This window comes from Mesorhizobium sp. M7A.F.Ce.TU.012.03.2.1, assembly GCF_004006095.1.
Classification (GTDB): Bacteria; Pseudomonadota; Alphaproteobacteria; order Rhizobiales; family Rhizobiaceae; genus Mesorhizobium.
In genome coordinates this window covers 3350911-3377205 of sequence record NZ_CP034779.1, presented here as the reverse complement: position 1 = coordinate 3377205, position 26295 = coordinate 3350911, and the positions used below count along the sequence as shown (strand labels likewise).

Genomic DNA, 26295 nt, shown 5'->3' with positions numbered 1-26295 from the left:
ACCGTTCAATCCAGAGGAAAGCCGTCATGGCCGAAGTGAAGTCCGACATCGAGATCGCGCGCGGCGCCAGGAAAAAGCAGATCCAGGAGATCGGCCAGAAGATCGGCATTCCGACCGAACACCTGCTGCCCTACGGCCACGACAAGGCCAAGATATCAGCCGAATTCATCAAGTCGGTGAAGGGCAACAAGGACGGCAAGCTGATCCTCGTAACCGCCATCAACCCGACGCCGGCCGGCGAAGGCAAGACCACGACTACGGTTGGCCTTGGCGACGGCCTGAACCGCATCGGCAAGAAGGCGATCGTCTGCATCCGCGAGGCCTCGCTAGGCCCGAATTTCGGCGTCAAGGGCGGCGCTGCCGGCGGCGGCTACGCGCAGGTCGTGCCGATGGAGGACATGAACCTTCACTTCACCGGCGACTTCCATGCCATCACCACGGCGCACAATCTGCTTTCCGCACTGATCGACAACCACATCTACTGGGGCAATGAGCTCGGCATCGACACCCGCCGCGTCGTCTGGCGCCGCGTCATGGACATGAACGATCGGGCGCTGCGCGAGATCATCTGCTCGCTCGGCGGCGTCGCCAACGGTTTCCCGCGCGAGGGCGGCTTCGACATCACCGTTGCTTCGGAAGTGATGGCTATCCTGTGCCTGTCGACCGACCTGAAGGACCTGGAAAAGCGCCTCGGCGACATCATCGTCGCCTATCGCCGCGACAAGTCGGCCGTCTATGCCCGCGACCTCAAGGCCGACGGCGCCATGGCCGTGTTGCTCAAGGACGCCATGCAGCCTAACCTGGTGCAGACGCTGGAGAACAACCCGGCCTTCGTGCATGGCGGCCCGTTCGCCAACATCGCGCATGGCTGCAACTCGGTCGTCGCCACCACGACGGCGCTCAAGCTCGCCGACTACGTCGTCACCGAAGCCGGCTTCGGCGCCGACCTCGGTGCTGAAAAGTTCTTCGACATCAAGTGCCGCAAGGCAGGCCTCAAGCCGGCGGCGGCCGTCATTGTCGCCACCGTGCGCGCCATGAAAATGAATGGCGGCGTCAAGAAGGAAGACCTCGGCAAGGAAAACGTCGAGGCGGTGAAGAAGGGCTGCGCCAACCTCGGCCGCCACATCGAGAATATCCGCCAGTTCGGCGTGCCGGCGGTGGTCGCGATCAACCACTTCTACTCCGACACCGACGCCGAGATCCAGGCGATGAAGGACTATGTCGCCTCGATGGGCGAAGAGGCGATCCTGTGCAAGCACTGGGCGCACGGCTCGGCCGGCATCGAGGATCTCGCCAACAAGGTGGTGGCACTGGCCGAATCCGGTGCTTCGCAGTTCGCGCCGCTCTATCCCGATGCGATGCCGCTGTTCGAGAAGATCAACACCATCGTCCAGCGTATCTATCGCGGCTCGGAAGCGATCGCCGACAAGTCGGTGCGCGACCAGCTCAAGGCCTGGGAAGACGCCGGCTACGGCCACCTGCCGGTGTGCATGGCCAAGACGCAGTACTCGTTCTCGACCGACCCGAACCTGCGCGGCGCGCCGACCGGCCACACGGTGCCGGTGCGCGAGGTCAGGCTTTCGGCAGGTGCGGGCTTCGTCGTCATCATCTGCGGCGAGGTCATGACCATGCCCGGCCTACCGAGGGCGCCGTCCTCGGAAAAGATCTTCCTCAACGAGATGGGCCAGATCGAAGGCCTGTTCTAGAATCCTTCTATTCGAACAGAAAGGGCGCCGCAGCGATGCGGCGCCCTTTCTGTTTTCAGATAGTCCCTACGCGGCGCTGCGTGACAGCGCCCGCTGGTTGGAGCCGAAGATGGTGTCGCGTTCCGGCAGCGCGCCGGTCTTCAGGCACTCGACCCATTCGGCGGTCTTGAGCACGGCGGCAAAGCGCGACTGCAGGATGATCGTGACCACGCGGTGGATCTCCTCGGCCGAGGCGTAGCCGGCGCTGTTGGCGTAAGGCACCGATCCGGTCGCATCCGACAGGAACTCGACGGCAAAGCCCATATGCACGGCGTGGATGATGGTCGACAGGTCGCAATTGTGCGTCATGTAGCCGACCACCGTGATCGTATCGATGGCGTTGGCGCGCAGCCAGTCCTCGAGGTCGGTGCCGGTGAAGGCGGAGGGCAGGTTCTTTTCGACATAATGGTCGCGCCCACGCCTGGCGATTTCGGGATGCAGTTCGCCGCCATGGCTTCCCCCGGCGAAGATCGGCGATGTCTCGGGCGCCATCTGCTTGACGACCACCACCTTGATGCCGGCAGCAGTCGCTGCATCCATCGCCCGCGCCACATGGACGACGCTGTCGCGGAACGGCGGATGCTGGATGGCAAGACTGCCGCCATCATAATCGTTCTGCACATCGACGACGATCAGCGCCCGGCGTGGCGTGGTGTTGGCTGGGTCAGACATGGTGTTTTCCTTTCCGGCTTGAATGTGATGGACCGAAAATAGGCGGACTCCGCGACAGTCGAAAGTGGCCCGATTGACATCATTCGAAAGAATTGGGACAATCCGCATTCAACTGCCGGAAGCACCCATGACCGACCCGATCATTGCCGTACTCGCCTTCGACGGCATCAGCCCGTTCCATCTTTCCGTACCGTGCCTGGTCTTCGCAGAGGACAGGACGGCGCTGGGCCTGCCGCGCTTCGACTTCCGCATCTGCGCGGTCAAGCCCGGCCCGATCCACACCGAGGCCGAACTGACAATTGCCGCGCCGCATGGGCTCGAAGGGCTCGACGGCGCCGATATCGTCATCATTCCAAGCTGGCATCATCTCGGCGAACCGGCATCGCCGCCGCTGATGGAGGCGTTGCGCCGGGCGCACCAACGCGGCGCCTTGATCGTCGGCCTGTGCCTTGGAACCTTCGCCATTGCCGCGGCCGGGCTGCTTTCGGGCCGTCGTGCCGCGACGCACTGGGCCTATTCCGAACAGTTGCAGAAACTCCACCCCGACGTCGCCGTCGATGCCTCGGTGCTCTATGTCGACAATGGTGACATCGTGACCTCGGCCGGCGTCGCCGCCGGTCTGGACTGCTGTCTCCACATTGTGCGCGCCCGCTACGGCGCGGAAGCGGCACTGCGGCTCGCCCGCCAGATCGTCCTTTCTCCGCATCGGCAGGGCGGCCAGGCGCAATTCATCGAGCATCCGGTGGAAAGAAGCGCGGACGCCGACCGGTTCACCCAAGCCCTCGACGCGGTTCGCGCGGCGCTCGGAGAGACGCATAGCCTGGATAGCGTCGCCGAGGCCGCCGGCCTGACCCGGCGCACCTTTACCCGCCGCTTCCAAAAATCGATCGGCACCAGTTTCGGCGATTGGCTGACCAGCCAACGGATAGAACTGGCGCAACGGTTGCTGGAGGCGACCAAAAAGTCGATGGACATGGTCGCCTTCGAAGCCGGCTTCGGCAGCGCCACCTCGCTGCGCCAGCATTTCGCCGCAAGGCTGAGGACATCGCCGGCGCAATATCGGCGCGAATTCTCCAGAAGGACCGACCAGGGCGAGCGCATGACGTACGTTCTGTCGTCCTGATCTATTCAGTCCCGCTTGACCCGATGTGCCGGATTGCCGACCACCGTAGTGTTCGCAGCCACGTCGCGCGTCACCACCGCGCCGCGCCGACGATGGCACCTTCACCGATGCTGACGCCGCCAAGGATGACGGCTGAGCCGCCGATCCACGCATTGGCGCCGATCTCGACCGGCTTGGCGATCTCCAGTCCAGCTTGCCGCCCAGCGACCTCCTTGTGATGCTCGGCGCAATAAATCTGCACATTGGGACCGAGCAGCGTTCCCTTGCCGATGCGCACACTCGCCGTGTCGAGGATGGTGCAGCCGGCATTGAGGAAGACGCCGTCGCCGAGAAAGATGTTGAAACCATAGGCGCAGTGAAACGGCGCCTCGATGCGGGCACCCTCGCCGGCGTTGCCGAGTAAAGCTTTCAAGCCCGACCCGAGATTGCCGCGCTGCCGCGGCGGCAGGCAATTGTGCTCGAACACCGCGTCACGCGCTACCACACGCAAGGACTCCAGCTCATCATCGAGGCAGGTGTACCATTCGCCGGCCGCCATCTTCACGCGCTCGCTTTCGGCCATGACGCGGTCTCCAGTTCACGTCCTTCAAAAGCACAAGTGCGGCCAACAGAAAAGCGCCGATGCAAGTACTGGTCAAATATTGGACCTATGGTAGCCTGCGTCTCAAGGCCGTCCTGGCCCGGGTGATCGAGGGGGATCGACCATGCTCTACATTCTCGCACTTCTGATCGGCGTCATTGCCGGTCTTCGCGCCATGACGGCGCCGGCTGCCGTTGCCTGGGGCGCTTATCTCGGCTGGCTGCCGGTTGCCGGCACCTGGGCGAGCTTCATGAGTCACTGGGCGGCTGTCGGCATCTTCACCATCCTGGCCATCGTCGAACTGGTCACCGACCAGTTGCCGTCGACGCCGAGCCGTAAAGTGCCGCAGCAATTCGGCGCCCGCATCGTCATGGGCGCCTTCACCGGCGCGGTGATCGGCGCGACAGGCGGCGCCACCATCGGCGGCTTGATTGCCGGCGCCATCGGCGCTGTCATCGGCACGCTGGGCGGCGCTGAAGCTCGCGGCCGGCTCGCAGCCGCCTTCGGCAAGGATCCGCCCGCCGCCTTCATCGAGGACGCGGTGGCGATCATCGGCGGCCTGCTGATCGTAGCGGCGGTGGCATGACGACGAAAGCTTTCGACGCCATCATCATCGGTGCCGGACAGGCTGGCCCTCCGCTGGCCGGCCGGCTGACGGCCGCCGGCATGAGCGTGGCGCTGATCGAGCGCAAGCTGGTCGGCGGCACTTGCGTCAACACCGGCTGCATGCCGACCAAGACCATGGTCGCCAGTGCCTATGCCGCGCATCTGGCGCGCCGCGCCGCCGACTATGGCGTGACGCTCAGTGGCCCCGTCGGGGTCGACTATGCCAGGATCAAGGCGCGCAAGGACAAGGTGACGATCGACGCCCGCACCAATCTCGAGACCTGGATTGCCGGCATGGACAAATGCACCCTCTATCGCGGCCATGCGCGTTTCGAATCCGCCAACACGGTGCGCGTCGGCGACGATCTGCTGACCGCCGAAAAGATCTTCCTCAACACCGGCGGCCGAGCCTCGGTCCCAGACCTTCCCGGCATCCACGACATCGACTATCTGACCAATTCCTCGATGATGGATCTCGACGTGCTGCCGCGCCATCTCATCGTCGTCGGCGGCAGCTACATCTCGCTCGAATTCGCACAGATGTTCCGCCGCTTCGGTAGCGAAGTCACCGTCATCGAGAAGAGCCCACGCCTGACCGGCCGCGAGGACGAGGATGTCTCCGCCGCCATCCTGTCGATCCTCGAAAACGAGGGCATCACGGTCCATGTCGGCGCCGACGACATCGCTTTCGCCAGACAGGGCCAGGACATTGCCGTGACCTTCTCCGCCGGCAAACCGCCGGCGGTCGGCTCGCACGTGCTGCTGGCTCTGGGGCGGACGCCCAACACCGATGACCTCGGCCTGGAGAGGGCTGGCGTGGAGGTCGACAAGCGCGGCTTCGTCTCTGTAGACGACCAGTTGCGCAGCAGCGTGCCCGGCATCTGGGCGATGGGCGACTGCAACGGCAGGGGCGCCTTCACCCACACCTCCTACAACGACTACGAGATCGTCGCCGCCAACCTGCTGGACAACGATCCGCGCAAGGTCAGTGATCGCATCGAAGCCTATGCGCTCTACATCGACCCACCGCTCGGCCGCTGCGGCATGACCGAGGCCGCGGTGAAGAAATCCGGCCGTCGCGCGCTGGTCGGCCAGCGGCCGATGACCCGCGTCGGCCGCGCTATCGAAAAGGGCGAGACGCAGGGCTTCATGAGGATTCTGGTCGACGCCGACACCAGGCAGATCCTCGGCTGCTCGGTGCTCGGCCCCGGCGGCGACGAGGTTATCCATTGCGTACTCGACCTGATGTACGCCAAGGCGCCCGTCGACACGCTGGCGCGTGCCGTGCACATCCACCCGAATGTCTCGGAGCTGTTGCCAACCATTGCCCAGGAATTGAAGCCGCTGGCCTGACAGCCTGTTGGCGACCCCATTTCAAAGCTCTTCCTTTCTGCATCGCTGCAATGCAGCAATGCAGCTTGCGCACGGTGGCGTCCTTCGCGCAGTTTCAATTTGAACCGATTCAGTCTGGACGCCCCATGCCCTTGCCGATCCTTGCGCTTGCCATTGCGTCCTTCTGCATCGGCACCACCGAATTCGTCATCATGGGCCTGCTGCCCGAGGTCGCAGCCGACCTCGGCGTGTCGATCCCTTCGGCGGGCCTGCTGGTCACCGGCTATGCGCTGGGTGTCGTCTTCGGCGCCCCGATCGTCGCAATGGCCACCGCGCATTTGCCGCGCAAGCCGGTGCTGGTCGGGCTGGCCGTCCTGTTCGTCATCGGCAATCTGTTTTGCGCCATCTCGCCCAACTACTGGACGCTGATGGCCGCGCGCGTTTTCACCGCTTTCGGCCATGGCGCCTTCTTCGGCATTGGCTCGGTCGTTGCCGCCAGCCTGGTACCGCGCAACAAACGGGCCAGCGCCATCGCGCTGATGTTCGCCGGGCTGACGCTGTCCAACATCCTGGGTGTTCCCGCCGGAACCGCACTTGGCGAAGCGTTCGGCTGGCGCTCCACCTTCGTTGCCGTGGTCGGTATCGGCCTGATCTCGGTGGCAGCGATCGCCTGGCTGGTGCCGTCCGATGTCGCCCAGCCAAGCGGTGGCGGCCTGCGCGGCGAACTGCGCGTGCTGGGCAAGCTGCAGGTCTGGCTGGCGATGCTGATCGCGGCGCTGACTTCCGCAAGCCTGTTCACCGTCTTCACCTACATCAAACCCTACCTCACCGAGGTGTCGGGCTTGTCGACCTCCGCAGTCACGTGGGTTCTGCTGCTGTTCGGCGCGGGCATGACCATTGGCAACATTATCGGCGGCAGACTGGCCGACTGGAAACTGATGCCGACAGTGATCGGCACGCTGCTGCTGATGGCCCTGCTCTTCGTTGGCTTCAGGCAGTTCGGCGCAATCGCAAGCGTTGCCGTCGGCATCGTCTTCCTGTGGGGTCTGCTGATCTTCGTCGTCGTCCCGCCGCTGCAGATCCGGGTCGTCGAGGCCGCTTCCGAGGGGCCGAACCTCGCCGCCACGCTGAACCAGGGCGCCTTCAATGTCGGCAATGCCAGCGGCGCCTGGATCGGCGGCGTGGCCCTGTCCGCCGGTGTTTCCTATGCCAATTTGCCGCTGGTCGGCGCAGCACTAGCTTTGTTGGCGGTCACCGTCGCCGTGCTGTCGCAGGCGCTGGACCGGCGCGCGCCGGTCATCCCGCTTCCGGCTGAATAGCCTCTTGCGCCCATAGCGCGGCGGGCTGGACCAATCGACATCGGCGCCTTCAAATCGCATGTCTCTCGCTCTTGATGGAGGAAGTCATGCAGAAATCGATCGAGCGCATCGCCGGCGAAAGCGAAGGGGTTTCCTACGAATTCCCGCTGTTCCGCTTCACTGGTTCCGACAAGGCTGCTCCTTCGGCCTATCTGCAGGCGGCACTCCACGCCGGCGAGTTGCCGGGCGTCGTCGCCATCGACGCGCTGATGCCGATGGTTGCCAGGGCGGAGGCCGAAGGCCGCATCAAGGGCAATCTCACCATCGTGCCCTGGGCCAATCCGATCGGCCGGGCGCAATATCATTTCGGCGAGCATCAGGGCCGCTTCCATCTGGGCACGCGCACCAATTTCAACCGCGGCTTTCCGCTGCTCGCCGCGCCCGACACAGCGCTCTTGCCCGACACCACCCTTGGCAGCGTCGACCAGCGGCTGAAGACGCGGCTGGTGCAGCTCTCGCTCGGCCATGACATCGTGCTCGACCTGCACTGCGATGACGAGGGCCTCGCCTATCTCTACGTCCACACCAGCCTGTGGCCTGCCATGGCCGATTGCGCCGCCGCCATGGGCGTCGACGCGGTCGTGCTGTGGAGCGAGGACACCGACGGCACCTTCGAGGGCGCCTCGATCATGCCCTACCAGAACGTCCCCGCCGATGTGGCCAAGCTCGACCGCCGCGTCGCCACCACCGTCGAATATCGCGGCATCCTCGATGTCGACGGTGCCCTGGCCGCCGCCGACGCCGACGGCCTCTACCGGCTGTTGGTGGCGCGCGGCGTGATCGCCGATAGCACCCTGCCCGCGCCGGGTCCTTTCACCGGCTTCGTGGCGCCATTGGAAAACATCGACATGATGCCGGCGCCACGGGCCGGTGCCGTGCTCTACGACGTGAAACCCGGCGACCGCGTCGCCAGGGGCGCGCGCCTCGCCACCATCGTCCATGCACCGGGTGAAGCCGACGGCCGCACCGAGGTGTTCGCGCCGCAGGACGGCATCATCCTGACCCGCCGCTCGCGCCGCATCATCCGCGCCGGCGAGGATCTTCTGAAGCTGGTCGGCGACAGGAAGAGCACCGACGCCCGGTCGGGAACGCTGGAGGACTGACTTAACCCGAAATAGCCAGTCGCGCCTTCGCCTCCAGCCATTCCGCCATCTGCCGGTAAGGCACCGGGCCGTGGCTGATGCGGGCGACGCCGAGTTCGGCCAGCCGCTGGCGCGGCGGCACGTGCCCCAGCGCAATGATGTTGACCGGCAACGCGATTGCCTTGCAAAGCGTCTCGATCAGGTCCTCATCGCCAAGACCCGGCGCAAAGAAGCCGTGTGCGCCGGCTTTTTCGAAGGCCTGCGCGCGCTCGATGGCCTGGTCGAGCAGGACGTCGTCATGCGCATCCGGTTTCGCCTTGAGGAAGATGTCGGTTCGGGCGTTGATGAACGCCGGTATGCCGGAGGCCTTGACGGCCGCTGCCGCAGCTTCGATGCGTTTTACCTGGACAGAAATGTCGTGCAGGCCGGTGCCGCCGACAACCTGGTCTTCGAAATTGAAACCGATAGCGCCGGCCCGTAGCGCCAACGTCACCGTGCGAGCTACAATCTCCGGATCGACGCCGTAGCCGCCCTCGAGGTCCATGGTCACCGGCAGGTCGACGGCAGTGACAATGCGCTTGATGTTGTCGAGCGCCAGCTCCAGCGGGATTTTCTCGCCATCGGCATAGCCGAACGCGGCAGCCACCGGCCAGCTTCCGGTGGCGATCGCCTTGGCCCCTGCTTTCTCGACGATCTTGGCCGAGCCCGGATCCCAGGCATTGTAGAGAACGATCGGGTTTCCCTTGATGTGGAGGGAATGGAACGTCCGCGCGCGCTCGATCTGCTCGGTCATGATTGTTTTCCCGTCTTCCTGCTGTTGATGAACATTCTAAGCGCCATAGCCGGCTCTGGCGATGTACCATGAGGTGCAGAAGCGACAGCCACCGCAGGCTTTTCAAATCAGTTGCGCATCCGGTTTTTCGCGGCTATGGATTTCGCCATGAACATGCGTTCGATCAAGACCATTTGGTGGTGGGCCTGCTGACAGCGGCCTGTTCGAACACGTGCGCGTGAAAAGAGAGGGTGGCCGCAGCGGAAAGTCCGGGCGGCCATTTGTTTTTTCCAAGCCATTCCCGGGTCCGTTGCCCCAAGACGCTGATGGAGACGGCAATGACGATAAAGCTTCTGGAAAACGGCGCGGAAAGTTTCGTGACCGCGGGTGGCATAACCATCACGCGCGCGCGCCACGATCGGCCCTATGCAGGTGCGATTGACGCCTATGTCGATGGCCTGAATTCGCGCCGCGGCGCTGTATTTTCCTCGAACTATGAATATCCCGGCCGCTACACGCGCTGGGACACCGCCATCATCGATCCGCCACTGGTCGTCTCGGCGCGCGGCCGTGCCATGCGCATCGAGGCGCTGAACCGCCGTGGCGAGGCGCTGCTGCCGGTCATCGGCAAGGCGCTCGCCAGCCAGGCGGATGTCACCATCGCCGAGACGTCGAAGACACTCATCCGCCTCGATGTCGCCAAGCCCGGCCGTGTCTTCACCGAGGAGGAGCGCAGCCGCGTCCCTTCGGTCTTCACGGTGCTGCGCGCCATCACCGCTCTGTTCAGGACCGAGGAAGACGCCAATCTCGGTCTTTACGGCGCTTTCGGCTACGACCTCGCCTTCCAGTTCGACCCGGTCGACTACAAGCTCGAGCGCAAGCCAAGCCAGCGCGACCTGGTGCTTTTCCTGCCCGACGAGATCCTGGTCGTCGACCATTATTCGGCCAAGGCCTGGACTGACCGCTACGACTATGCCGGTGAAGGTTTTTCGACCGAAGGGCTGCCGCGCGACGAAATCGCCGAGCCGTTCAAGAGCCCCGACCGCATCCCGCCGCGCGGCGACCATGAACCGGGCGAATACGCCAATCTGGTCCGCAAGGCGATGGATTCGTTCAAGCGCGGCGACCTGTTCGAGGTCGTGCCCGGCCAAATGTTCTACGAGCGCTGCGAAACGCAGCCATCCGAGATTTCGCGCAAGCTGAAGGCAATCAACCCCTCGCCCTATTCCTTCTTCATCAATCTGGGCGAAGGCGAATACCTGATCGGCGCCTCGCCCGAAATGTTCGTTCGCGTCAACGGCCGCCGCGTCGAGACCTGCCCGATCTCGGGCACCATCAAGCGCGGCGACGATGCCATTTCGGACTCCGAGCAGATCCTGAAACTGCTCAACTCCAAGAAGGACGAATCCGAGCTGACCATGTGCTCGGACGTCGACCGCAACGACAAGTCGCGGGTCTGCGAGCCGGGTTCGGTGCGCGTCATCGGCCGTCGGCAGATCGAAATGTATTCGCGCCTGATCCACACGGTCGACCACATCGAAGGCCGGCTGCGCGAAGGCATGGATGCCTTCGATGCCTTCCTGTCGCATGCCTGGGCGGTCACCGTCACCGGCGCGCCGAAACTGTGGGCCATGCGCTTCATCGAACAGAACGAGAAGAGCCCGCGCGCCTGGTATGGCGGTGCGATCGGCATGGTCAATTTCAACGGTGACATGAACACCGGCCTGACGCTCCGCACCATCCGTATCAAGGACGGCATTGCCGAAGTGCGGGCCGGCGCCACATTGCTGTTCGACAGCATTCCCGAGGAAGAAGAAGCCGAAACCGAACTGAAGGCATCCGCCATGCTCTCCGCCATCCGCGACGCCAAGACAGGCAATTCCGCCAGCACCGAGCGCACGACCGCGCGCGTCGGCGACGGCGTCAACATCCTGCTGGTCGACCACGAGGATAGTTTCGTCCACACGCTGGCCAATTATTTCCGCCAGACCGGCGCCAACGTCTCGACCGTTCGCTCGCCGGTGCCTGAGGAAGTCTTCGACCGGCTGAAACCCGATCTCGTCGTGCTGTCGCCCGGTCCCGGCACGCCGAAGGACTTCGATTGCGCCGCAACCATCAAGAAGGCGCGCGCCCGCGAACTGCCGATCTTCGGCGTCTGCCTTGGCCTGCAGGCATTGGCGGAGGCCTATGGCGGCGAACTGCGGCAGCTGCACATACCGATGCACGGCAAGCCGTCGCGCATCCGGGTCTCCAAGCCCGGCATCATCTTCTCGGGCCTGCCCAAGGAAGTGACCGTCGGCCGCTACCACTCGATCTTTGCCGATCCGGTGCGCCTGCCCGACGATTTCATCGTCACAGCCGAGACCGAGGACGGCATAATCATGGCCTTCGAACACCGCAAGGAGCCTATCGCCGCGGTACAGTTCCACCCGGAATCGATCATGACGCTCGGCCACAATGCCGGCATGCGCATCATCGAGAACATCGTCGCCCACTTGCCCCGCAAGGCCAAGGAAAAGGCCGCCTGACGATCATGGCTGAAGCCGAGAACACGATGGCGATCGCGGCCAAGGCGGCCGCGAAGCGCAAAATCGCCAATCTCGCCTTCTGGTCGATTATCGTCGCTTTTGTCGTGCTCGCGCTGAAGGCTGCCGCCTGGTACGTCACCGGCTCGGTGGCGCTCTACTCGGACGCCTTGGAATCGATCGTCAACGTCATTGCCTCGGTTGCAGCCTTCTGGGCGATCCAGGTCAGCCACAAGCCGGCCGACCAGGACCACCCTTTCGGCCATCACAAGGCCGAGTATTTCTCGGCGGTGCTGGAAGGCGTGCTGATCGTGCTCGCCGCCCTTTTGATCCTCAACGAGGTCTGGCGCCACTGGCAGACCCCGGCACCGCTCGAACAGCCCTGGGAAGGTCTTGCCGTCAACGGCGTCGCTACGGTCATCAACGCCTTCTGGGCCTGGACGTTGATCCGCGCCGGCAGGGCGGAGAAATCACCGGCACTGGTCGCCGACGGCAACCACATCATGACCGACGTGGTCACCTCGATCGGCGTCTTCGGCGGCCTGGTCGGAGCGATCCTGACCGGTTGGCAGATCCTTGACCCCGCACTTGCCGTCCTCGTGGCTTTGAACATTCTGTGGCAGGGCTGGCATGTCATCGGCTCGTCGATGAACGGGCTGATGGACCGCGCCGTCGACACCCAGGAACACCTGCGCATCCGTGACGTCATCTCGGCCAATTGCAAGGGCGCGCTGGAGGTGCACGACCTCAAGACGCGCATCGCCGGCCGCGCCACCTTCATCGAGTTTCATCTGGTCGTCGACGCAGACATGTCGGTCGGCGCCAGCCATGTCATCTGCGACCGCATCGAGGACGCGCTGAAAGCCGAAATCCCCTCGGTGCGCGTCACCATCCATGTCGAGCCCGACGACGAGGCCAAGCTGCCGAAGGGCACGACGGCCGTGCCGTTCGCCTGAGGCGGTTCACCAGGTCTCGATTGAGAGATCTTTTATCCGCTCGAATTCCCGGACATTACGGGTCATCAGCGTAAGGTTCCGAGCGCGCGCTTGCCCACCGATCAACGCATCGTAGGGACCGATCGGAGTTCCCAACGTCGCAAGCGTTGCCCGAATCTCCCCAGCATGTCTTGCGTCTTCTCGGTCGAATTCGAGCACCGGGAACTGCAGAGCTTCGATGCGCGCCAAATTTTCAGCTCTTCGCTGGCTCTTTTCAGCACCATAGTACAGTTCGTGCGCGACGATCGCAGAGAGGGCAAAGTCCTGCGGCCTGTGCCGTTTCAGCAACGCCAACAGACCCGCGTCGCCCTTGATGACCGCGATGACGGCATTGGTGTCGAGCAGGTAGATCACTTGAAAACGTCATCCAAGGCAGGTCGATCCTGCCCGTCTTGACGTTCGAGCGCCGCCTCGGCGAAATCGTTATCAAGCGGTCCGATCACTTGGTCTAGCCACGCCCAGTCCTGCGCAAGCGGTTCCAGAATGACGGTTTGCCCGTGACGGCGGATCGAAACCTCATCTGTTTCGAAACGGAACTCCTTGGGCAGACGCACAGCTTGTGACCGGCCCGACCAGAACACTTTCGCCTTGTCCATCATGCTATCCTCAAATGAGATATAGCAAAGATATATCCCTTCATGGCGACATAGACAAGTCCGAGCTCAGGGCGAGCAGGCCGATTGCGGCATCGGCTGCAGCCGATAGACCTTGTCGTCGGATTTCGTCTTGCCATCGGCGGCCTTCGAACACAGGTCGACGATCGCGAGTGCACTGTTGGGATTTGCCAGCATTATCGTGCCATTGAGGCCACGCTTGAGGAAAATCTCCTTCTGCGCGATGTCGCAGGAAAAATCGCTCATCTTCGAACTGGCCGCGCAGCGCCACTGGTCGGCTTCGCCCTGGCAGGAATAGGTCTGCGTCACCTCAGCCGATCCCTGCCGTGTGGTGACGGTAACGGCAATGTCGGCGCCGTCTGGCCAGTTGGCGGCGTCGCCACCCGGGGCGAAGGACGCCAGCTCTACCTTGCCGCGGAAAACCCGGATCGACCGGGTGAGTTGATCGGGGTGCGAGGCGAGATGCGCTGCATCGTAGTCGCGCCCATAGCAGAAGGCCTGGTCCGGCTTCAGCCGCTCGCGCAGCGGCGGGCCTAGCGCCGGGTCGACCGGATCGATGCGCGCGAACTCCGCCTTGCAGGTCGCCGCTGGGATCGGGTCGAGGCGAAAATTGTCGTCATCCTTGCCGAGTGCCTGCCTGCTATATTCCGCAGCGCCAAGTTCTTCTTCCGAACCGGCATCGAGATAGATGTCGGGCTGCAGATCCGAGAGGAACAGCCGGCCCTTGTCGTCGACCTTCAGCGACGCAAGCGTCCGGTCGCATTCCATGCCGCAATGAACCGGGCCTGTCTTGCCGTCCTCGGACGCATGATTGCACCAGCCGCCGGCCCATTCCGGCGACTTGGCGCCGCGCACGGTGGTGGCGATGAAGGCATTGTAGGACGTGTCGGAATTCACGGTCGGTTCCTCGTTCGGCCGGCTGACCGGATCATGGCCGTAGTAGAAGAAGATCCGCGTCACCTTCTGCTTCGGGTGCGCCTTGAGATGCCCCGCATCATAGACGCGGCCGAAACAGGCATCAGCGCCGTTCGGACTGAGTTCGGTGAGCTTCAGCGCATCGTCGGCGGAGGCCGATCCGGCAAGCAAGCCAAGCAGCGCCGCGCCAAACCCGGCGCCGGCGACTGTCTTCCATTCCCCTGCCCTGAACGCCATGTGATCTCTCCTCCGCATCGACAGGACGCAACGTCAATTTATGCTAGTATTGCGGCCGCAGCCACGCAATTCGCGGCGGGCCGCCAAGCGGAGGAGGATTCCATGCGTCGGCGCGATATGTTCCGCGCGGTTCTTGCCGGAACCGGAACGCTTCTCGGTTTGCGGGCAGCACAGGCAGCCGCCACCGAGCCCGCAAGGCAAAAAGTCGCCTACCACTTGAGCGACACCGACAAGGTCAATTTCGTGCTCGGCAACATCAAGAACCACTATGAGGGCACCGGCGGCAATGTCGACATCGTGCTGGTCGTGCATGGCCCCGCGCTCGCGGCCTTCAAGTCGAAAGGCATATCGGCCGCGATTTCCGGGCGCTTCGCCGGCCTGGTGCGGCAGGGGCTGGAACCCCAAGCCTGCGCCAACACCATGCAAGGCATGGATATTTCGCTCCCCGACCTGCTCGCCGGGTTTCATGCCGCCGACAAGGGCGGCGTCGTCAAACTCGCCGAACTGCAAGGCCAGGGTTACGCCTATCTGCATCCGTAGAGCGGTTTGTTTGGCGCAAATTCCCCGAGGGAAAGCGCTACTCGCTTTGCCGGGAAACCGCTCCACACGTTTCCTTGAATTGCTCAAAGGCTTGAACACCGGGGTGGCAAGGGCCTACGAAGGACAGGCAGACCTCCCGGAGGAAGAACCGTGCCAGCCACCACACTCAGCATACCCGATCTTGCCGGCAAGGCAGTGCTGGTCACCGGTGCGTCGACCGGCATCGGAGCGGCGCTCGCGCTGGCCTATGCAGCGCAGAAATGCAAGGTGGCGCTGCACTACAATTCGAGTCAAGACGCCGCCGAGAAGCTCGGCCTGACGATTGCCGACAAGGGCGGCGAGGTGTTTCTCGTTCAGGGCGATTTTTCCGTTGCCGCCGATGTCGAGCGCGTCGTCGAGGACAGCGCGCAATATTTCGGCCGCCTCGACGGGCTGGTCAACAATGCCGGCGGCATGCTTGGCCGCATCCCTTATGCCGAGCAGACCGAGGCGCATTACGACGCTGTGATGGACCTCAATGCGCGCTCGGTGCTGACTGCTTCGCGCAAGGCGATCCCGTGGCTGAAGAAACAGGGCGGCTTCATCGTCAACACCTCCTCGATCGCCGCGCGCAACGGCGCCGGCGGCGGCGCCGGGCTTTACGGCTCGGCCAAGGCCTTCGTCTCCAATGTGACGCGCGGCATGGCCAAGGAACTGATCGGCTTCGGCATCCGCGTCAACGCGGTAGCGCCCGGAACCATTCTCACCCCGTTCCACGAGCGCTATTCGACCGACGAGCAGATGAAGGGCATGGTCGCCACCATTCCGCAGGGACGCGCCGGCACGGCGCAGGATTGCGTCGGCGCCTATCTGTTCCTCTCTTCGGACCTTCTCAGCGGCTACATCACCGGCCAGGTGATCGAGGTGAATGGCGGCCAGTTGATGCCTTGAACGGCTACCGGCATACTGGCGGTCTGCATGTTCTTGTCGAAAACCTCAAAGGGAGACAACGGAATGTACGGACTGATCGGCAAAATGCGGGCGGCGCGCGGCCAGCGTGACGCGGTCATGGACCTTCTGCGCGACAGTACAGGCGCCCTGCCGGGCTGCCTGAGCTATATCATCGCGCGCGACCCCGCCGATGCCGACGCGATCTGGGTCACCGAAGTGTGGACCGACGCTGAAAGCCACAAGGCCTCGCTGCAGCTTCCCGAAGTCCAGGCGGCGATCGCCAAGGCGCGGCCGTTCATCGCCGGTTTTGAATTCCAGGTCGAAACCCACCCCGTCGGCGGCTTCGGGTTGGCTGACGGCAAGACGGGGTGAGTTCGATGCCAACTTTGAGGAGCAACCTTTGACGCAGACAGTAAACATTCGCGATGCGAAAGCCCATCTGTCGCGCCTTGTGAGACGTGCAGCCCAAGGCGAGTCGTTTGTTATTGCCAAATCCGGCAAGCCGTTGGCCAGAATCGTGCCGATCGAACAGCCGGCGCTGCAGGCGCGACGGGTCGGTTTTATGGAGGGCCAGTTTTCTGTCCCCGACGATTTCGACCGCATGGGTCGCAATGAGATCGAGCAACGGTTCGACGCCGGCTTATGAAACCTGTTACTCGACACTTGGACGGGTGAAACAATCATTTTTCTGTGAATCGCGGTTCGCATTTTTCGCCCTGCGGGTCTAAGACCGAAACATGGATTCCGCGGCCGAGCAGCCATCCCCGGACCTGCCCACACTCGAGCGCATGGCGCGGATGCGCAAGCTCTGGCAGTGGCTTGCCCTGCTGGTTGTTTCCCTGCTGTTTGCCGGCGCGCTGGAACTCGCCACCCTGCCGGCGGCGCTGCTGATCGGACCGATGCTGGCGGCCATCGTCGCCGGCACCAATGGCGCCACGGTGCGTGTGCCGCGTCTTCTGTTCGGCGCCGCCCAGGCGATCGTCGGCTGCCTCGTCGCCAGCTCGATCTCGGCCGACATCTTTCCGGTCTTCTACCAGGAATGGCCGCTGTTTTTCGGCGTCGTGGTGGCGACCGTCACTGCCTCCAGTCTGCTCGGCTGGCTGATCAGCCGCTGGCGCATCCTGCCCGGCACCACCGCCGTCTGGGGCTCGTCGCCGGGTGCGGCCACCGCCATGGTGCTGATGGCCGGTGCCTTCGGTGCCGACCAGCGTCTCGTCGCTTTCATGCAATATCTGCGCGTCATCTTCGTCTCGATGACCGCAGCACTCGTTGCCAAGATGTGGGTCGACACCTCGGGCGTCGAAATCCCGCCCATCGTCTGGTTTCCGCCGATCGACCGCCAGGCCTTCGCCGCCACCATCGGCATCGCGCTGGTTGGCGGCCTGTCGGGAAAGATTTTCCGGCTGCCCTCGCCCTTCTTCCTCGGCACCTTTATCTTCGGCACCGTCGTCCATCTTGGCTTGGGCGTGGAGATGCAATTGCCGCAATGGCTGCTGGCCGTCAGCTACGCCATGGTCGGCTGGTCGATCGGCCTGAACTTCACAAGGGCGATCCTGCGCCATGCAACGCGCGCATTGCCGCAGATCATCGCCTCGATCGTGGCGCTGATCGCCTTTTGCGGCGGCCTTGCCTTCCTGATCAGCCATCTCCTGGGCATCGATCCGCTGACCGCCTATCTGGCGACCAGCCCCGGCGGCATGGACAGCATCGCCATCATCGCCGCCGCCGCGCAGAACGTCGACATCTCCTTCGTCATGGCCCTGCAATCGGCACGCTTCCTGATCGTGCTGCTGGTCGGCCCGAGCGTCGCTCGGCTGGTGGCCAGAAGCGTCAGGCAATAAGCAGCGACTAGTCCTCGCCGCCCTCGCCCACGCTATGCGCATCCCGACGCCAGTAGGCCGTAACCAGGTGCCGGTCGCGCGGCAGGCCCCACTGCTTGCGCACGATCTTGCGTATCTCCCGGAAATCGCCGAATTCGCAACTTGCCCAGACGTACAGGCCGTCGGCAAGCGCCATGTGATTGCGCTCACGCAAGGCGGTCGACAATAGGCCCGCGGTGCCGGCATCGAGGCCGCGCCGGTAAAGCCAGGTGATGTCGATATTGTCCCCTTGCGCCAGCGCCATTCGGTCATCCGGGCTATCGACCTCGATCAGCGCCTCGGCACGTGTTGATGGCGGCAGATGCTCCAAAATCCTGCCGATGGCGGGCAGCGCGGTGTCGTCGCCGAGCAGAAGCAAGGTCTGCGCCACCGGGGCGTCGCCGCCGCCGGGTCCGATCATGCCGATGACGTCTCCCGCCCGTGCGTTTTGCGCGAATGTGGCGGCGGGCGTGTTCTGGCCGGGGTGCAACACGAAATCGACATCGAGCCAACCGCTTGCGGCATCCAGCGCCCGGATCGTGTAGACCCGCACGGCAAGCGCATCGTCGCCAGAAGGCCAGACGATCAAGCCGTCAGCGCCCATCGTCGGCCAAACCAGCCGGCGGCCAGGCGGCGGCAGCAGCAGCCGCATGTGCAGGCCGCCATGGCTAAATCGGCCGAGATCCTTGCCGGCGAAGCGCAGGCGCTGCATATGCGCCGATATCCGCGTCGACGACATCACCATGATCTCGCGGAAGAAGACCGGAGTACCGGCGTCGCTGCCGTCGCCTTGCCAATGGATGCCCTTGGTCGTGCCGAGATGTTCGGCGACATGGCCGGCGACCGTCATCTTCATGTAGGACAGGCAGGTTTCGTCTGTCGCCGCGACGCGGATCAGCACGCTTTCATCATCGAGCGTAGCGCTCAACGAGCCGTAGTAGAGGCGGAGCTCCCACTGGTCGGCAACGCCAGTGTCAATCTCGAATTCGCTGTGCTCTGCGCGCAGCCGGTCCATCACCGATCTGATCGCCGCGTCGCTGATCCGGGTTTGCGCGCTAAGTTGGTCCATCGCTCAAGTCCTTCGAAACGGTTCGGGCAAGGCGCCGCGCGGCACCCTCACCGTCAGCGGCATGCCACAGCCGCTCCGATGTTTCCACAGAAACATGACAATAATAATCATATTTATTCGATGAGTTGGCTACGAGCCGCTTGTCGCAGCAAGTCGCTCGGGAAGGAAATCAACGAAGACGCGCACCTTCGGCGACAGATGGCGATTGGAGGGCCACAGCATCCGGAACTGGCCACGGCCGTCGACATGACCATCGAGGACGGTACGCAGCCTGTCTTCGTGCAGCGCCTCGCGCACCAGGAAATCCGGCATGCAAGCTATGCCGAGGCCGGCGAGCGTGGCGCCCTTCAAGGCTTCCATGTTGTTGCAGGTCAGCATCGAGCGGATCTGCGGTTCGGCGCTTCCGGTAGTGAACGGCCACTCCAGCAGCCTGCCGCTATTCAGGAAGCGGAAGTTTATGCCGAAATGTCTGATGAGATCAGCCGGCACGCTGGGGGCGCCATGGCGGTCCAGGTAGGAGGGCGCCGCGCACAGCAGCATGCGAAAGGGCGCAACGGGTCTCGACACAAGGCGCGAATCCGGCAGTTCGCCGCTGCGGATCGCGACATCGATACCCTCGTCGATGACGTCGACGATCCGGTCGTTGAAATCGATGTCGAGCTCGATCTCGGGATAGCGTGCCATGAACTCCGACAGCACCGGCAGCAGCAGATGATAGGTGACGATCGGGGTGGATATGCGCAGCCGCCCACGCGGTGTTTCCCGTGTCTGCGACAGCATCGCCTCGGCATCGTCGATGTCGTCGAGGATGCGGCGCACCCGCTCGTTGAACAGCTTGCCCTCTTCCGTCAGGCCAATGCGCCGCGTGCTGCGCTGCAGGAGCCGCACGCCGAGTTCCTGCTCGAGCCGGGCGACACTTTTGCCGACAGCGGAAGCCGAGATGCCAAGCGCCCGCCCGGCGGCGACGAAACTGCCGAATTCGGCGGTGCGGGCGAAGGCCAGGAGCCCGTTGAGACGATCCATTGCGTCATTCCATTCGAGCGTTTCAATCCGATATGCCAGGAGATATAACACCATTTTTCCTGAAATGCCGACGACCTATCTTGTCATCACGACCGGCTCCGCAATGGCGCGGGCCACCGGCGAGTACTGTTTCAGATAGGGAAATCCATGACTTCCAGGACCACAACCGGCTCTGCCGAGAGATGGCTCGTGCTCTTGTCCGTGTGCCTTGCCGCGATGACGATGCCCTTGACCTTCACCGGTCCGGCCGTCGCTCTGTCGCGCATCGCGGCCGATCTCGACGGCAGTCCGATCGAGCTCAACTGGGTGACAAACGCCTTCATGCTGACCTTCGGCGCCACCCTGATGGCGTCGGGCGCTCTGGCCGACAATCATGGGCGCAAGCGCCTCTTCCTCGTCGGCCTCTCCCTCTATGTCCTGGCGTCGCTGGGCGCGATGCTGGCGCCGGACATCATCTGGTTCGACATTTTCCGCGCCGCGCAGGGTATCGGCAGTGCGGCCGCCTTCGCTGGCGGCGCCTCGGCACTTGCCCAGGAATTCGAAGGGCCGTTGCGGCTGCGCGCCTTCAGCTTCCTCGGCACCAGTTTCGGCGTCGGCCTCGCCTTCGGCCCGATCGCGTCGGGCCTGCTCATCTCTGCATTCGGCTGGCGGTCGATCTTTCTTCTGGTTGCAGCACTCGCGATTGCCGCCGCCATGCTCGGCCTGCGCACCATCAGGGAATCGCGCGACCCGGATGCGACGGGCCTAGATTGGGCGGGAGCCGGCACCTTCACGATCGCGCTGGCGTCGCTGACCTATGGCGTGCTCCAGGCCCCGCAGAGCGGCTGGGCCGATCCCCTTGTCGTCTCCCTTCTGGCCGCTTCTGCCATCTGTTTTGTCGCCTTCGTCGTTGTCGAGCGGCGAGCACAACGGCCGATGCTCGATCTCACGCTGTTTGCCTATCCTCGCTTCGTCGGCGTCCAGTTTCTGGCTGCGGCACCCGCTTACGCCTTCGTCGTCCTGCTCGTCCTGTTGCCGATCCGCTTCATCGGCATCGAGGGTATGAGCGAGATCAAGGCCGGGCAATTGATGATCTGCCTATCAGGCCCGCTGCTGATCCTGCCGATGCTCGCCGGACAGCTGGCGCGCTGGATCGCGCCGGCCACGATCTGCGGCGTCGGCCTGCTCGTCGCTGCCGCCGGGCTTGTCTGGCTGAGCCTGACACCACCGGTCGGTAGTGCGCTGGTGGCGCCGCTGATGCTGATCGGCGTCGGCATCGCTTTGCCTTGGGGATTGATGGACGGGCTCGCCGTCAGTGTCGTGCCGAGAGAGCGCGCCGGCATGGCGGTCGGCATCTTCAACACCACCCGCGTCGCTTGCGAGGGCGTGGCGCTGGCGATCGTCATGGCGACCCTTTCCGGCTTTACCGCCGCGCATCTCGCCGCACAGGGAACGGCATCTTCGACGCAGGCAGCAGCGGCAGCCCAACTGCTGGTGACCGGCAATCTCGGCGAAGCAGCACAACATCCGCCCCAGGCTGGAGCCATTGTTCTGGTCCAGGCCTACGAGGCGGCGTTCGACAGGTTGCTGATCGTGCTGGCGGCAATCACCGTCATGACCGCCATCGTCGTCTTCCTTGGCCTGCGTCGCGGATCGGCGTCGGAAGACGAGACCGCCGCTCTGCCGGCAGGCCAGGAAGGGTAGTCAGGCGATCACCAAACTCGAAATACGATCGCCGTCCAGTGTGATACGGACGATGCCAACGCCGATATTGTTCGACTGGTTCCAGCGCGATCTGCTCGCGCCCGGAAAGACCGTCCCAGTCGCTCAGGGATGCGTCGGCGGTAAACGCGACGAGAGAGGCTTCCGTGTCGCCGGCATTGGGGCCTCGACGAAACGGCGGATCGGGTCGGGAGAGATCATTCGTCCGTGCCCGAGGTGCGTTGAGATTCAGGTCAGGCTGAGTCGAAAATGGTGGCTTCCGAGAACCGGAGCGGAGCGTACTTAAGTACGTGAGCACCGGAAGCGCAGGAAGCCGTCATTTGCAGGCCAGCCTCACCTGAATATCAATGCACCTCAATCCAGCCTGTGCATCAGGTCCTCATCCAGCCAACGGCCGAAGAAATAGACCAGTTGCTTGTGCCACCATGGCCAGTCGTGGCTGACATCGCCGCCCCAGTAATCGACCCAGGCGGGAATGGATTTGTCGCGCAGGATCTGTTCCAACTTGCGCGTCTCGACCAGCATCCGCTCTTCCCAGGCGCCCTGGCCGCAGCAGAAGATCAGCCTGAGCGTCTTCAACCGGGCCAGCAGTTTAGGATCGACGATGCCGGGCAGATAGTCGAGCGGCGAGTTGTAGAAAATGTCGCCCTCGAGCGCTTTGCCGAAGAAGTCGCGCGCCGAATAGACGCCCGACAGGGCAATGACGCCGCTGGCGAGTTCAGGAAAGCGGAAGACGAAGTTCGACGAGTGATAGCCGCCCATCGAACAGCCCGAGAACAGCGGCTTCAGCTTGCGCCCGCCATTGGCCTGCTCGGCTGTGGACAGGAAGTCCGGCAGCGCCTCCTCGCGCACATAGCGGAAATAGGCCTCGTGGCGGGCGATGCGGTGGGCGGCGTCGGCATGCTTGTCGAAGAAGGATTCAGAATCGACGCCGTCGACCGTGAACAGCTGGATGCGGCCGGTGTCGATGAATTCGGCCAGTGCGCCCACCCCGCCGGAATCCTCGAACTGGTAGAACCGGCCCTGCGAGGTCGGGAACACCACCACCGGCCGGCCGGCATGGCCGTAGCGCTTGTATTCCATGTCGCGGCCGAGCTGGCTCGAGAAATTCTTGTGATAGGAAATGTCCATCGCCTCACGCCTTTTCCGCGTGGATGTACGCGACCGCTGCACGCAACGCTGCTTCGTCCTTCGAGCGCATCTGGTAGGCGTAATTTCCCATGGCGCGGCTGAAAACCTCTTCGATGGCCTGATGGTGGACGATCTTATCGCGCTGCGCGGCTAGCACGTCCTCATGGCTGTGCAAATAGTGGAGGCGTCGCTTGCGGCTGGCATAGGCGGTGAAATACTTCCCCTCGTAAGGGCCGCCGGCGGCATCCCTGACCACCATGTCGGCCCATGCCGCGTAGACGTCGATGTCGAACGTATAGTTGATCGCATCGGTCATCCAGGCGCCGGGCGGGCGCATGTTGACCTCCAGCGCGATGACCCGGTCGTCCTTGGTCTCGAACAGCTCGATGTGGAAGAAGCGTTCGCGTACGTCGAATGCTTTCAGGATCTTGCGGCCGGCCTCCTCGACCGCCGGGCTGATCCTGGGAAAGCAGGTGTAGCTCATATGGCGGTCCTTGTTGACCACCTCCATGACGCTCTGGTCGTAGCGGTGGCTGGCCGCCAGCACCACCTCGCCGTCGCGGTTGACCAGCCCGTCGAAGGTCACCACCAGCCCCTCGATGAACTGCTCCATGACGAAGGTCACGTCCTCGGGCTTGTCCCGGAAGAACTGGTCGAGCTCTTTGGCGTTGGAGATCTTGAAGGTGTTCGATGCGCCGGAACCGCTGTCGGGCTTGACCACGACGGGGTAGCCGACGCGCCGGATGAAAGTCATGGCCCCGGCACGGTCGGAGCATTTGCGCTGCGCGATGGTGTCGACGCCGCTCTTGCGGAAGAAGGCACGCATGCGGCTCTTGCGCTTAAGGTTCTTCACGAAATCGAGCTTGGTGCCGTAGATGTTGAAGTCGGTGCGTATGTTGGCTTCCAGCTCAAGCCAATGTTCGTTGAGCGATTCAAAACGGTCGATACGGCCCCATTTGTGGACGAAATGCCCCATCGCCCGAAACACCGGATCGTAGTCTTCCATGTTGGCGACGCGGTAATATTCCGAAAGGGCTGCTTTCAGCTTGGCGTCGAGCGCGTCATAGGGCGCGTCGCCGATACCGAGCACCCTGGCCCCGGCCTTCTTCAAACGGTCGCAGAAATCCGCGCCGTTGGCGGGAAAATGCGGCGAGAAGAACACGAAATTCATGGACGACCCCTCCCGCGACAGGGGCATCGAAACCCTGTCGATGCCCGAGTCTGGCGCATTTGCCGCGCGTGGGGAAGAGCGCGCATGTTCGGGACAACATCAGACAGATCACGGCCGCCACGCGGCCCCCACTTGCCTCTCACAAGCCGCTCCTGTAAGAGAACCGCCATGAACACGCGCGCCACCAACGCTTCCCGTTCGACCGGTTTTTCCGGCGAGACCGTGCGCGCGCTGGCTTCGACCCTGCTTCTTCTCGGCCTTATCGGCGATCGCCGGGTTCGCTGAAGGAGCGCCCGGCGGTCGAACCGCCGCGCAAGCGCATGCTCCTTGGCAATCACATCAAGCGAACGAAATTCTGGTAAAGGCGCCGCTCGCCATCAATCCACCGAAGGTGGATCCATGAGCCGCCGGGAGAAACGACGATGAACGCACGAGAAGAAATCCGCTCCGATGCCGCGGTAGCCGACACGGTTTCGGCCAAAGGGATGCCCGACGCGGCTCGCAAATATCAGCCCTATCCGACCGTCGGCCTCACCGACCGGACCTGGCCTTCGAAGGTGATCGACAAGGCGCCGATCTGGTGCTCGGTCGACCTGCGCGACGGCAACCAGGCGCTGATCGATCCGATGGGCCATGAGCGCAAGGCACGCATGTTCGGCCTGCTGCTCGACATGGGCTTCAAGGAGATCGAGATCGGCTTCCCGTCGGCATCGCAGACCGATTTCGACTTTGCCCGCTGGTGCATCGAGGAAGGCAACGTGCCAGCCGATGTCTCGCTGCAGGTGCTGGTGCAGTGCCGACCGGAGCTGATCACCCGCACCTTCGAGGCGCTGAAGGGCGCCACCAACCCGATCGTCCATTTCTACAATTCGACCAGCGAGCTGCAGCGTCGCGTCGTCTTTGAAAAGGACGTCGGCGGCATCAAGCGCATCGCCACCGACGCCGCCAAGATGATCACCGACATGGCGGCCAAGGCCGGCGGAGGCTTTCGTTTCGAGTATTCGCCGGAAAGCTTTACCGGCACCGAACTCGAAGTGGCGCTGGAGATCTGCAACGCCGTCACCGAGATCGTCAGGCCGACGGCGGACAACAAGCTGATCGTCAACCTGCCCTCGACGGTCGAGATGTCGACACCCAACATCTATGCCGATCGCATCGAGTGGATGTGCCGCAACCTCGACAACCGGGAAAACCTGCTGGTCTCGCTGCATCCGCACAATGACCGCGGCACCGGCATAGCCACCACCGAGCTCGGCCTGATGGCCGGCGCCGACCGCGTCGAAGGCACGCTGTTCGGCAATGGCGAGCGCACCGGCAATGTCGACATCGTCACGCTGGCGCTGAACATGTACACGCAAGGTGTCGATCCCTTGATCGATTGCTCCGACATCAACCGGATGAAGGACGTCTACGAATATTCGAACCAGTTGAAGATCCCCGAGCGCCATCCCTATGTCGGCGAACTCGTCTACACCGCCTTTTCCGGTTCGCACCAGGATGCCATCAACAAGGGCATGAAGGCGCTGAAGACGGCCAATACGAGCCTGTGGGAAGTGCCCTATCTGCCGATCGACCCGGCCGATGTCGGACGCAGCTACGAAGCCATCATCCGCATCAATTCGCAGTCCGGCAAGGGCGGCATCGCCTATGTGCTGCAGGCCGATTACGGCCTCAACCTGCCGCGCAATCTGCAGATCGAGTTCAGCCAGGAAATCCAGGCGATCACCGATGCCGAGGGCAAGGAAGTGCCGGCCAGGCGCATCTACGAGCGCTTTATCGAGACCTATGTCGACCAGCCCGGCGCGCGGCTGAAATTCCTCGATCACCACACCTATCCCAGCACCGAGATCAAGGGCCGGCGCGTCGTCGAGGCGGTCATCCTCGACGACGGCAAGGAAGTGACGATTACAGGCACGGGTACCGGCCCGATCGATGGTTTCGTCAATGCGCTGTCGCGCCATGTCGGCGTCGAGATGTCGGTGCTCGACTATTCCGAGCACTCGATGCAGCGCGGCTCGAACGCGTCGGCCATTTCGTATGTCGAGATGGAGTATCCCCAGGGCAAGCTGTTCGGCGCCGGCATCAACACCAACATCGTCGCCGCCTCACTGGAGGCGGTGATGTCTGCCGCGAACCGTATCGTCGGTAAAAAAGCCGGCTGACGCCCGACGGGAACAAAGATCGGAACCCACCCAACCTGGTGATCGGTTCCGATCTTTCGGGCCATTAACCACCGCGGAATTATCCGGTGGGTACGTGATCGCATAACGGGGTGTATACTTGTGTGGTGGTGCGGGACCTATATGATCGCGCCT

The 26295-nt window shown here is 63.5% G+C and carries 24 protein-coding genes and 1 pseudogene; 15 read left to right on the top strand and 10 right to left on the bottom strand.

The genetic code is table 11. The annotated features are described in order from the left end of the window. Positions 1-26: 26 nt before the first annotated feature. A complete protein-coding gene (locus tag EJ079_RS16270) occupies positions 27-1706 on the top strand; it encodes a formate--tetrahydrofolate ligase (protein WP_127321325.1) in 1680 nt (559 codons plus the stop codon). 66 nt (positions 1707-1772) lie between these two features. On the opposite strand, the gene EJ079_RS16265 is transcribed toward EJ079_RS16270, so the two are convergent. Next, complete coding sequence (locus EJ079_RS16265) at positions 1773-2417, bottom strand: cysteine hydrolase family protein (RefSeq protein WP_127266543.1); 645 nt, start codon at positions 2415-2417, stop codon at positions 1773-1775. Between the two features lie 127 nt (positions 2418-2544). Between EJ079_RS16265 and EJ079_RS16260 the strand changes: the two genes are divergently transcribed. Beyond that, the gene (locus tag EJ079_RS16260; RefSeq protein ID WP_127809508.1) at positions 2545-3540 is read left to right on the top strand and encodes a helix-turn-helix domain-containing protein; all 996 of its coding nucleotides are present in this window, start codon (positions 2545-2547) and stop codon (positions 3538-3540) included. 5 nt (positions 3541-3545) lie between these two features. Here the strand turns inward: EJ079_RS16260 and EJ079_RS16255 are convergent. Further along, positions 3546-4102, bottom strand: a pseudogene (locus EJ079_RS16255) (sugar O-acetyltransferase). A gap of 142 nt (positions 4103-4244) precedes the next feature. Between EJ079_RS16255 and EJ079_RS16250 the strand changes: the two are divergent. The 4 genes from EJ079_RS16250 (at position 4245) to EJ079_RS16235 (ending at position 8519) form a co-directional block, all read left to right on the top strand. Continuing rightward, positions 4245-4706, top strand: a complete 462-nt coding sequence (locus EJ079_RS16250; RefSeq protein WP_023809876.1) for a membrane protein — start codon at positions 4245-4247, stop codon at positions 4704-4706. Further along, positions 4703-6079 carry an FAD-containing oxidoreductase gene (locus EJ079_RS16245; RefSeq protein ID WP_127809507.1) on the top strand — a complete coding sequence of 459 codons (1377 nt, stop codon included), beginning with the start codon at positions 4703-4705 and terminating at the stop codon, positions 6077-6079. Before EJ079_RS16250 ends, EJ079_RS16245 begins: the two co-directional genes overlap by 4 nt. A 125-nt stretch (positions 6080-6204) precedes the next feature. Next, positions 6205-7377 (top strand): MFS transporter, encoded by a 1173-nt coding sequence (locus tag EJ079_RS16240; protein ID WP_127272313.1) that lies wholly within the window; start codon positions 6205-6207, stop codon positions 7375-7377. A gap of 86 nt (positions 7378-7463) precedes the next feature. After that, positions 7464-8519 carry a succinylglutamate desuccinylase/aspartoacylase family protein gene (locus tag EJ079_RS16235; RefSeq protein WP_127809506.1) on the top strand — a complete coding sequence of 352 codons (1056 nt, stop codon included), beginning with the start codon at positions 7464-7466 and terminating at the stop codon, positions 8517-8519. 1 nt (position 8520) lies between these two features. Here EJ079_RS16235 and EJ079_RS16230 read toward each other — a convergent pair whose 3' ends face one another. Further along, a complete protein-coding gene (locus EJ079_RS16230) occupies positions 8521-9291 on the bottom strand; it encodes an isocitrate lyase/phosphoenolpyruvate mutase family protein (protein ID WP_127809505.1) in 771 nt (256 codons plus the stop codon). A gap of 317 nt (positions 9292-9608) precedes the next feature. On the opposite strand from EJ079_RS16230, the gene EJ079_RS16225 reads away from it, so the two are divergent. Together EJ079_RS16225 and EJ079_RS16220 are read left to right on the top strand one after the other, a co-directional pair. Then, a complete protein-coding gene (locus EJ079_RS16225) occupies positions 9609-11798 on the top strand; it encodes an anthranilate synthase (RefSeq protein ID WP_127809504.1) in 2190 nt (729 codons plus the stop codon). 5 nt (positions 11799-11803) lie between these two features. After that, positions 11804-12751 carry a cation diffusion facilitator family transporter gene (locus tag EJ079_RS16220; RefSeq protein WP_127399193.1) on the top strand — a complete coding sequence of 316 codons (948 nt, stop codon included), beginning with the start codon at positions 11804-11806 and terminating at the stop codon, positions 12749-12751. A 6-nt stretch (positions 12752-12757) separates the two neighbouring features. On the opposite strand, the gene EJ079_RS16215 is transcribed toward EJ079_RS16220, so the two are convergent. The 3 genes from EJ079_RS16215 to EJ079_RS16205 all read right to left on the bottom strand — a co-directional run bounded on the left by EJ079_RS16215 (position 12758) and on the right by EJ079_RS16205 (position 14556). Next, positions 12758-13144 carry a type II toxin-antitoxin system VapC family toxin gene (locus EJ079_RS16215; RefSeq protein WP_127809503.1) on the bottom strand — a complete coding sequence of 129 codons (387 nt, stop codon included), beginning with the start codon at positions 13142-13144 and terminating at the stop codon, positions 12758-12760. Continuing rightward, a complete protein-coding gene (gene vapB / locus EJ079_RS16210; RefSeq protein WP_023760667.1) occupies positions 13141-13386 on the bottom strand; it encodes a type II toxin-antitoxin system VapB family antitoxin in 246 nt (81 codons plus the stop codon). The genes EJ079_RS16215 and vapB overlap by 4 nt, the downstream gene beginning before the upstream one ends. 66 nt (positions 13387-13452) lie before the next feature. Next, positions 13453-14556, bottom strand: coding sequence for a hypothetical protein (locus EJ079_RS16205; RefSeq protein ID WP_127809502.1), 1104 nt, complete (start codon positions 14554-14556; stop codon positions 13453-13455). A gap of 102 nt (positions 14557-14658) precedes the next feature. On the opposite strand from EJ079_RS16205, the gene EJ079_RS16200 reads away from it, so the two are divergent. From EJ079_RS16200 to EJ079_RS16180, 5 genes are all read left to right on the top strand, one after another. Further along, entirely contained in the window at positions 14659-15096 is a 438-nt protein-coding gene (locus tag EJ079_RS16200) for a DsrE family protein (protein ID WP_127809501.1), read from the top strand. Positions 15097-15246: 150 nt separating this feature from the next. Continuing rightward, on the top strand, positions 15247-16026 hold the full coding sequence (locus tag EJ079_RS16195; RefSeq protein WP_127270549.1) for an SDR family oxidoreductase: 780 nt from the start codon (positions 15247-15249) through the stop codon (positions 16024-16026). Between the two features lie 63 nt (positions 16027-16089). After that, positions 16090-16398, top strand: coding sequence for a putative quinol monooxygenase (locus EJ079_RS16190; protein ID WP_023809886.1), 309 nt, complete (start codon positions 16090-16092; stop codon positions 16396-16398). 28 nt (positions 16399-16426) lie between these two features. Next, positions 16427-16672 (top strand): type II toxin-antitoxin system Phd/YefM family antitoxin, encoded by a 246-nt coding sequence (locus tag EJ079_RS16185; protein ID WP_127809500.1) that lies wholly within the window; start codon positions 16427-16429, stop codon positions 16670-16672. Positions 16673-16763: 91 nt separating this feature from the next. Next, entirely contained in the window at positions 16764-17867 is a 1104-nt protein-coding gene (locus EJ079_RS16180) for an AbrB family transcriptional regulator (protein WP_127809499.1), read from the top strand. A 7-nt stretch (positions 17868-17874) separates the two neighbouring features. Here the strand turns inward: EJ079_RS16180 and EJ079_RS16175 are convergent, their stop codons facing one another. After that, complete coding sequence (locus tag EJ079_RS16175; protein WP_127809498.1) at positions 17875-18954, bottom strand: siderophore-interacting protein; 1080 nt, start codon at positions 18952-18954, stop codon at positions 17875-17877. Positions 18955-19083: 129 nt separating this feature from the next. Further along, positions 19084-19977 (bottom strand): LysR family transcriptional regulator, encoded by an 894-nt coding sequence (locus tag EJ079_RS16170; RefSeq protein WP_127269787.1) that lies wholly within the window; start codon positions 19975-19977, stop codon positions 19084-19086. Positions 19978-20124: 147 nt separating this feature from the next. Between EJ079_RS16170 and EJ079_RS16165 the strand changes: the two genes are divergently transcribed. Further along, a complete protein-coding gene (locus tag EJ079_RS16165; protein ID WP_127809497.1) occupies positions 20125-21660 on the top strand; it encodes an MFS transporter in 1536 nt (511 codons plus the stop codon). A 372-nt stretch (positions 21661-22032) separates the two neighbouring features. Here EJ079_RS16165 and EJ079_RS16160 read toward each other — a convergent pair whose 3' ends face one another. Together EJ079_RS16160 and EJ079_RS16155 are read right to left on the bottom strand one after the other, a co-directional pair. Continuing rightward, the gene (locus EJ079_RS16160; RefSeq protein ID WP_127809496.1) at positions 22033-22809 is read right to left on the bottom strand and encodes an esterase family protein; all 777 of its coding nucleotides are present in this window, start codon (positions 22807-22809) and stop codon (positions 22033-22035) included. A 4-nt stretch (positions 22810-22813) separates the two neighbouring features. Continuing rightward, complete coding sequence (locus EJ079_RS16155) at positions 22814-23980, bottom strand: ATP-grasp domain-containing protein (protein WP_127271680.1); 1167 nt, start codon at positions 23978-23980, stop codon at positions 22814-22816. 422 nt (positions 23981-24402) lie between these two features. Here EJ079_RS16155 and leuA point away from each other — a divergent pair, with 422 nt between their 5' ends. Further along, positions 24403-26142 carry a 2-isopropylmalate synthase gene (leuA, locus tag EJ079_RS16145; protein ID WP_127809495.1) on the top strand — a complete coding sequence of 580 codons (1740 nt, stop codon included), beginning with the start codon at positions 24403-24405 and terminating at the stop codon, positions 26140-26142. Positions 26143-26295 lie beyond the last annotated feature (153 nt).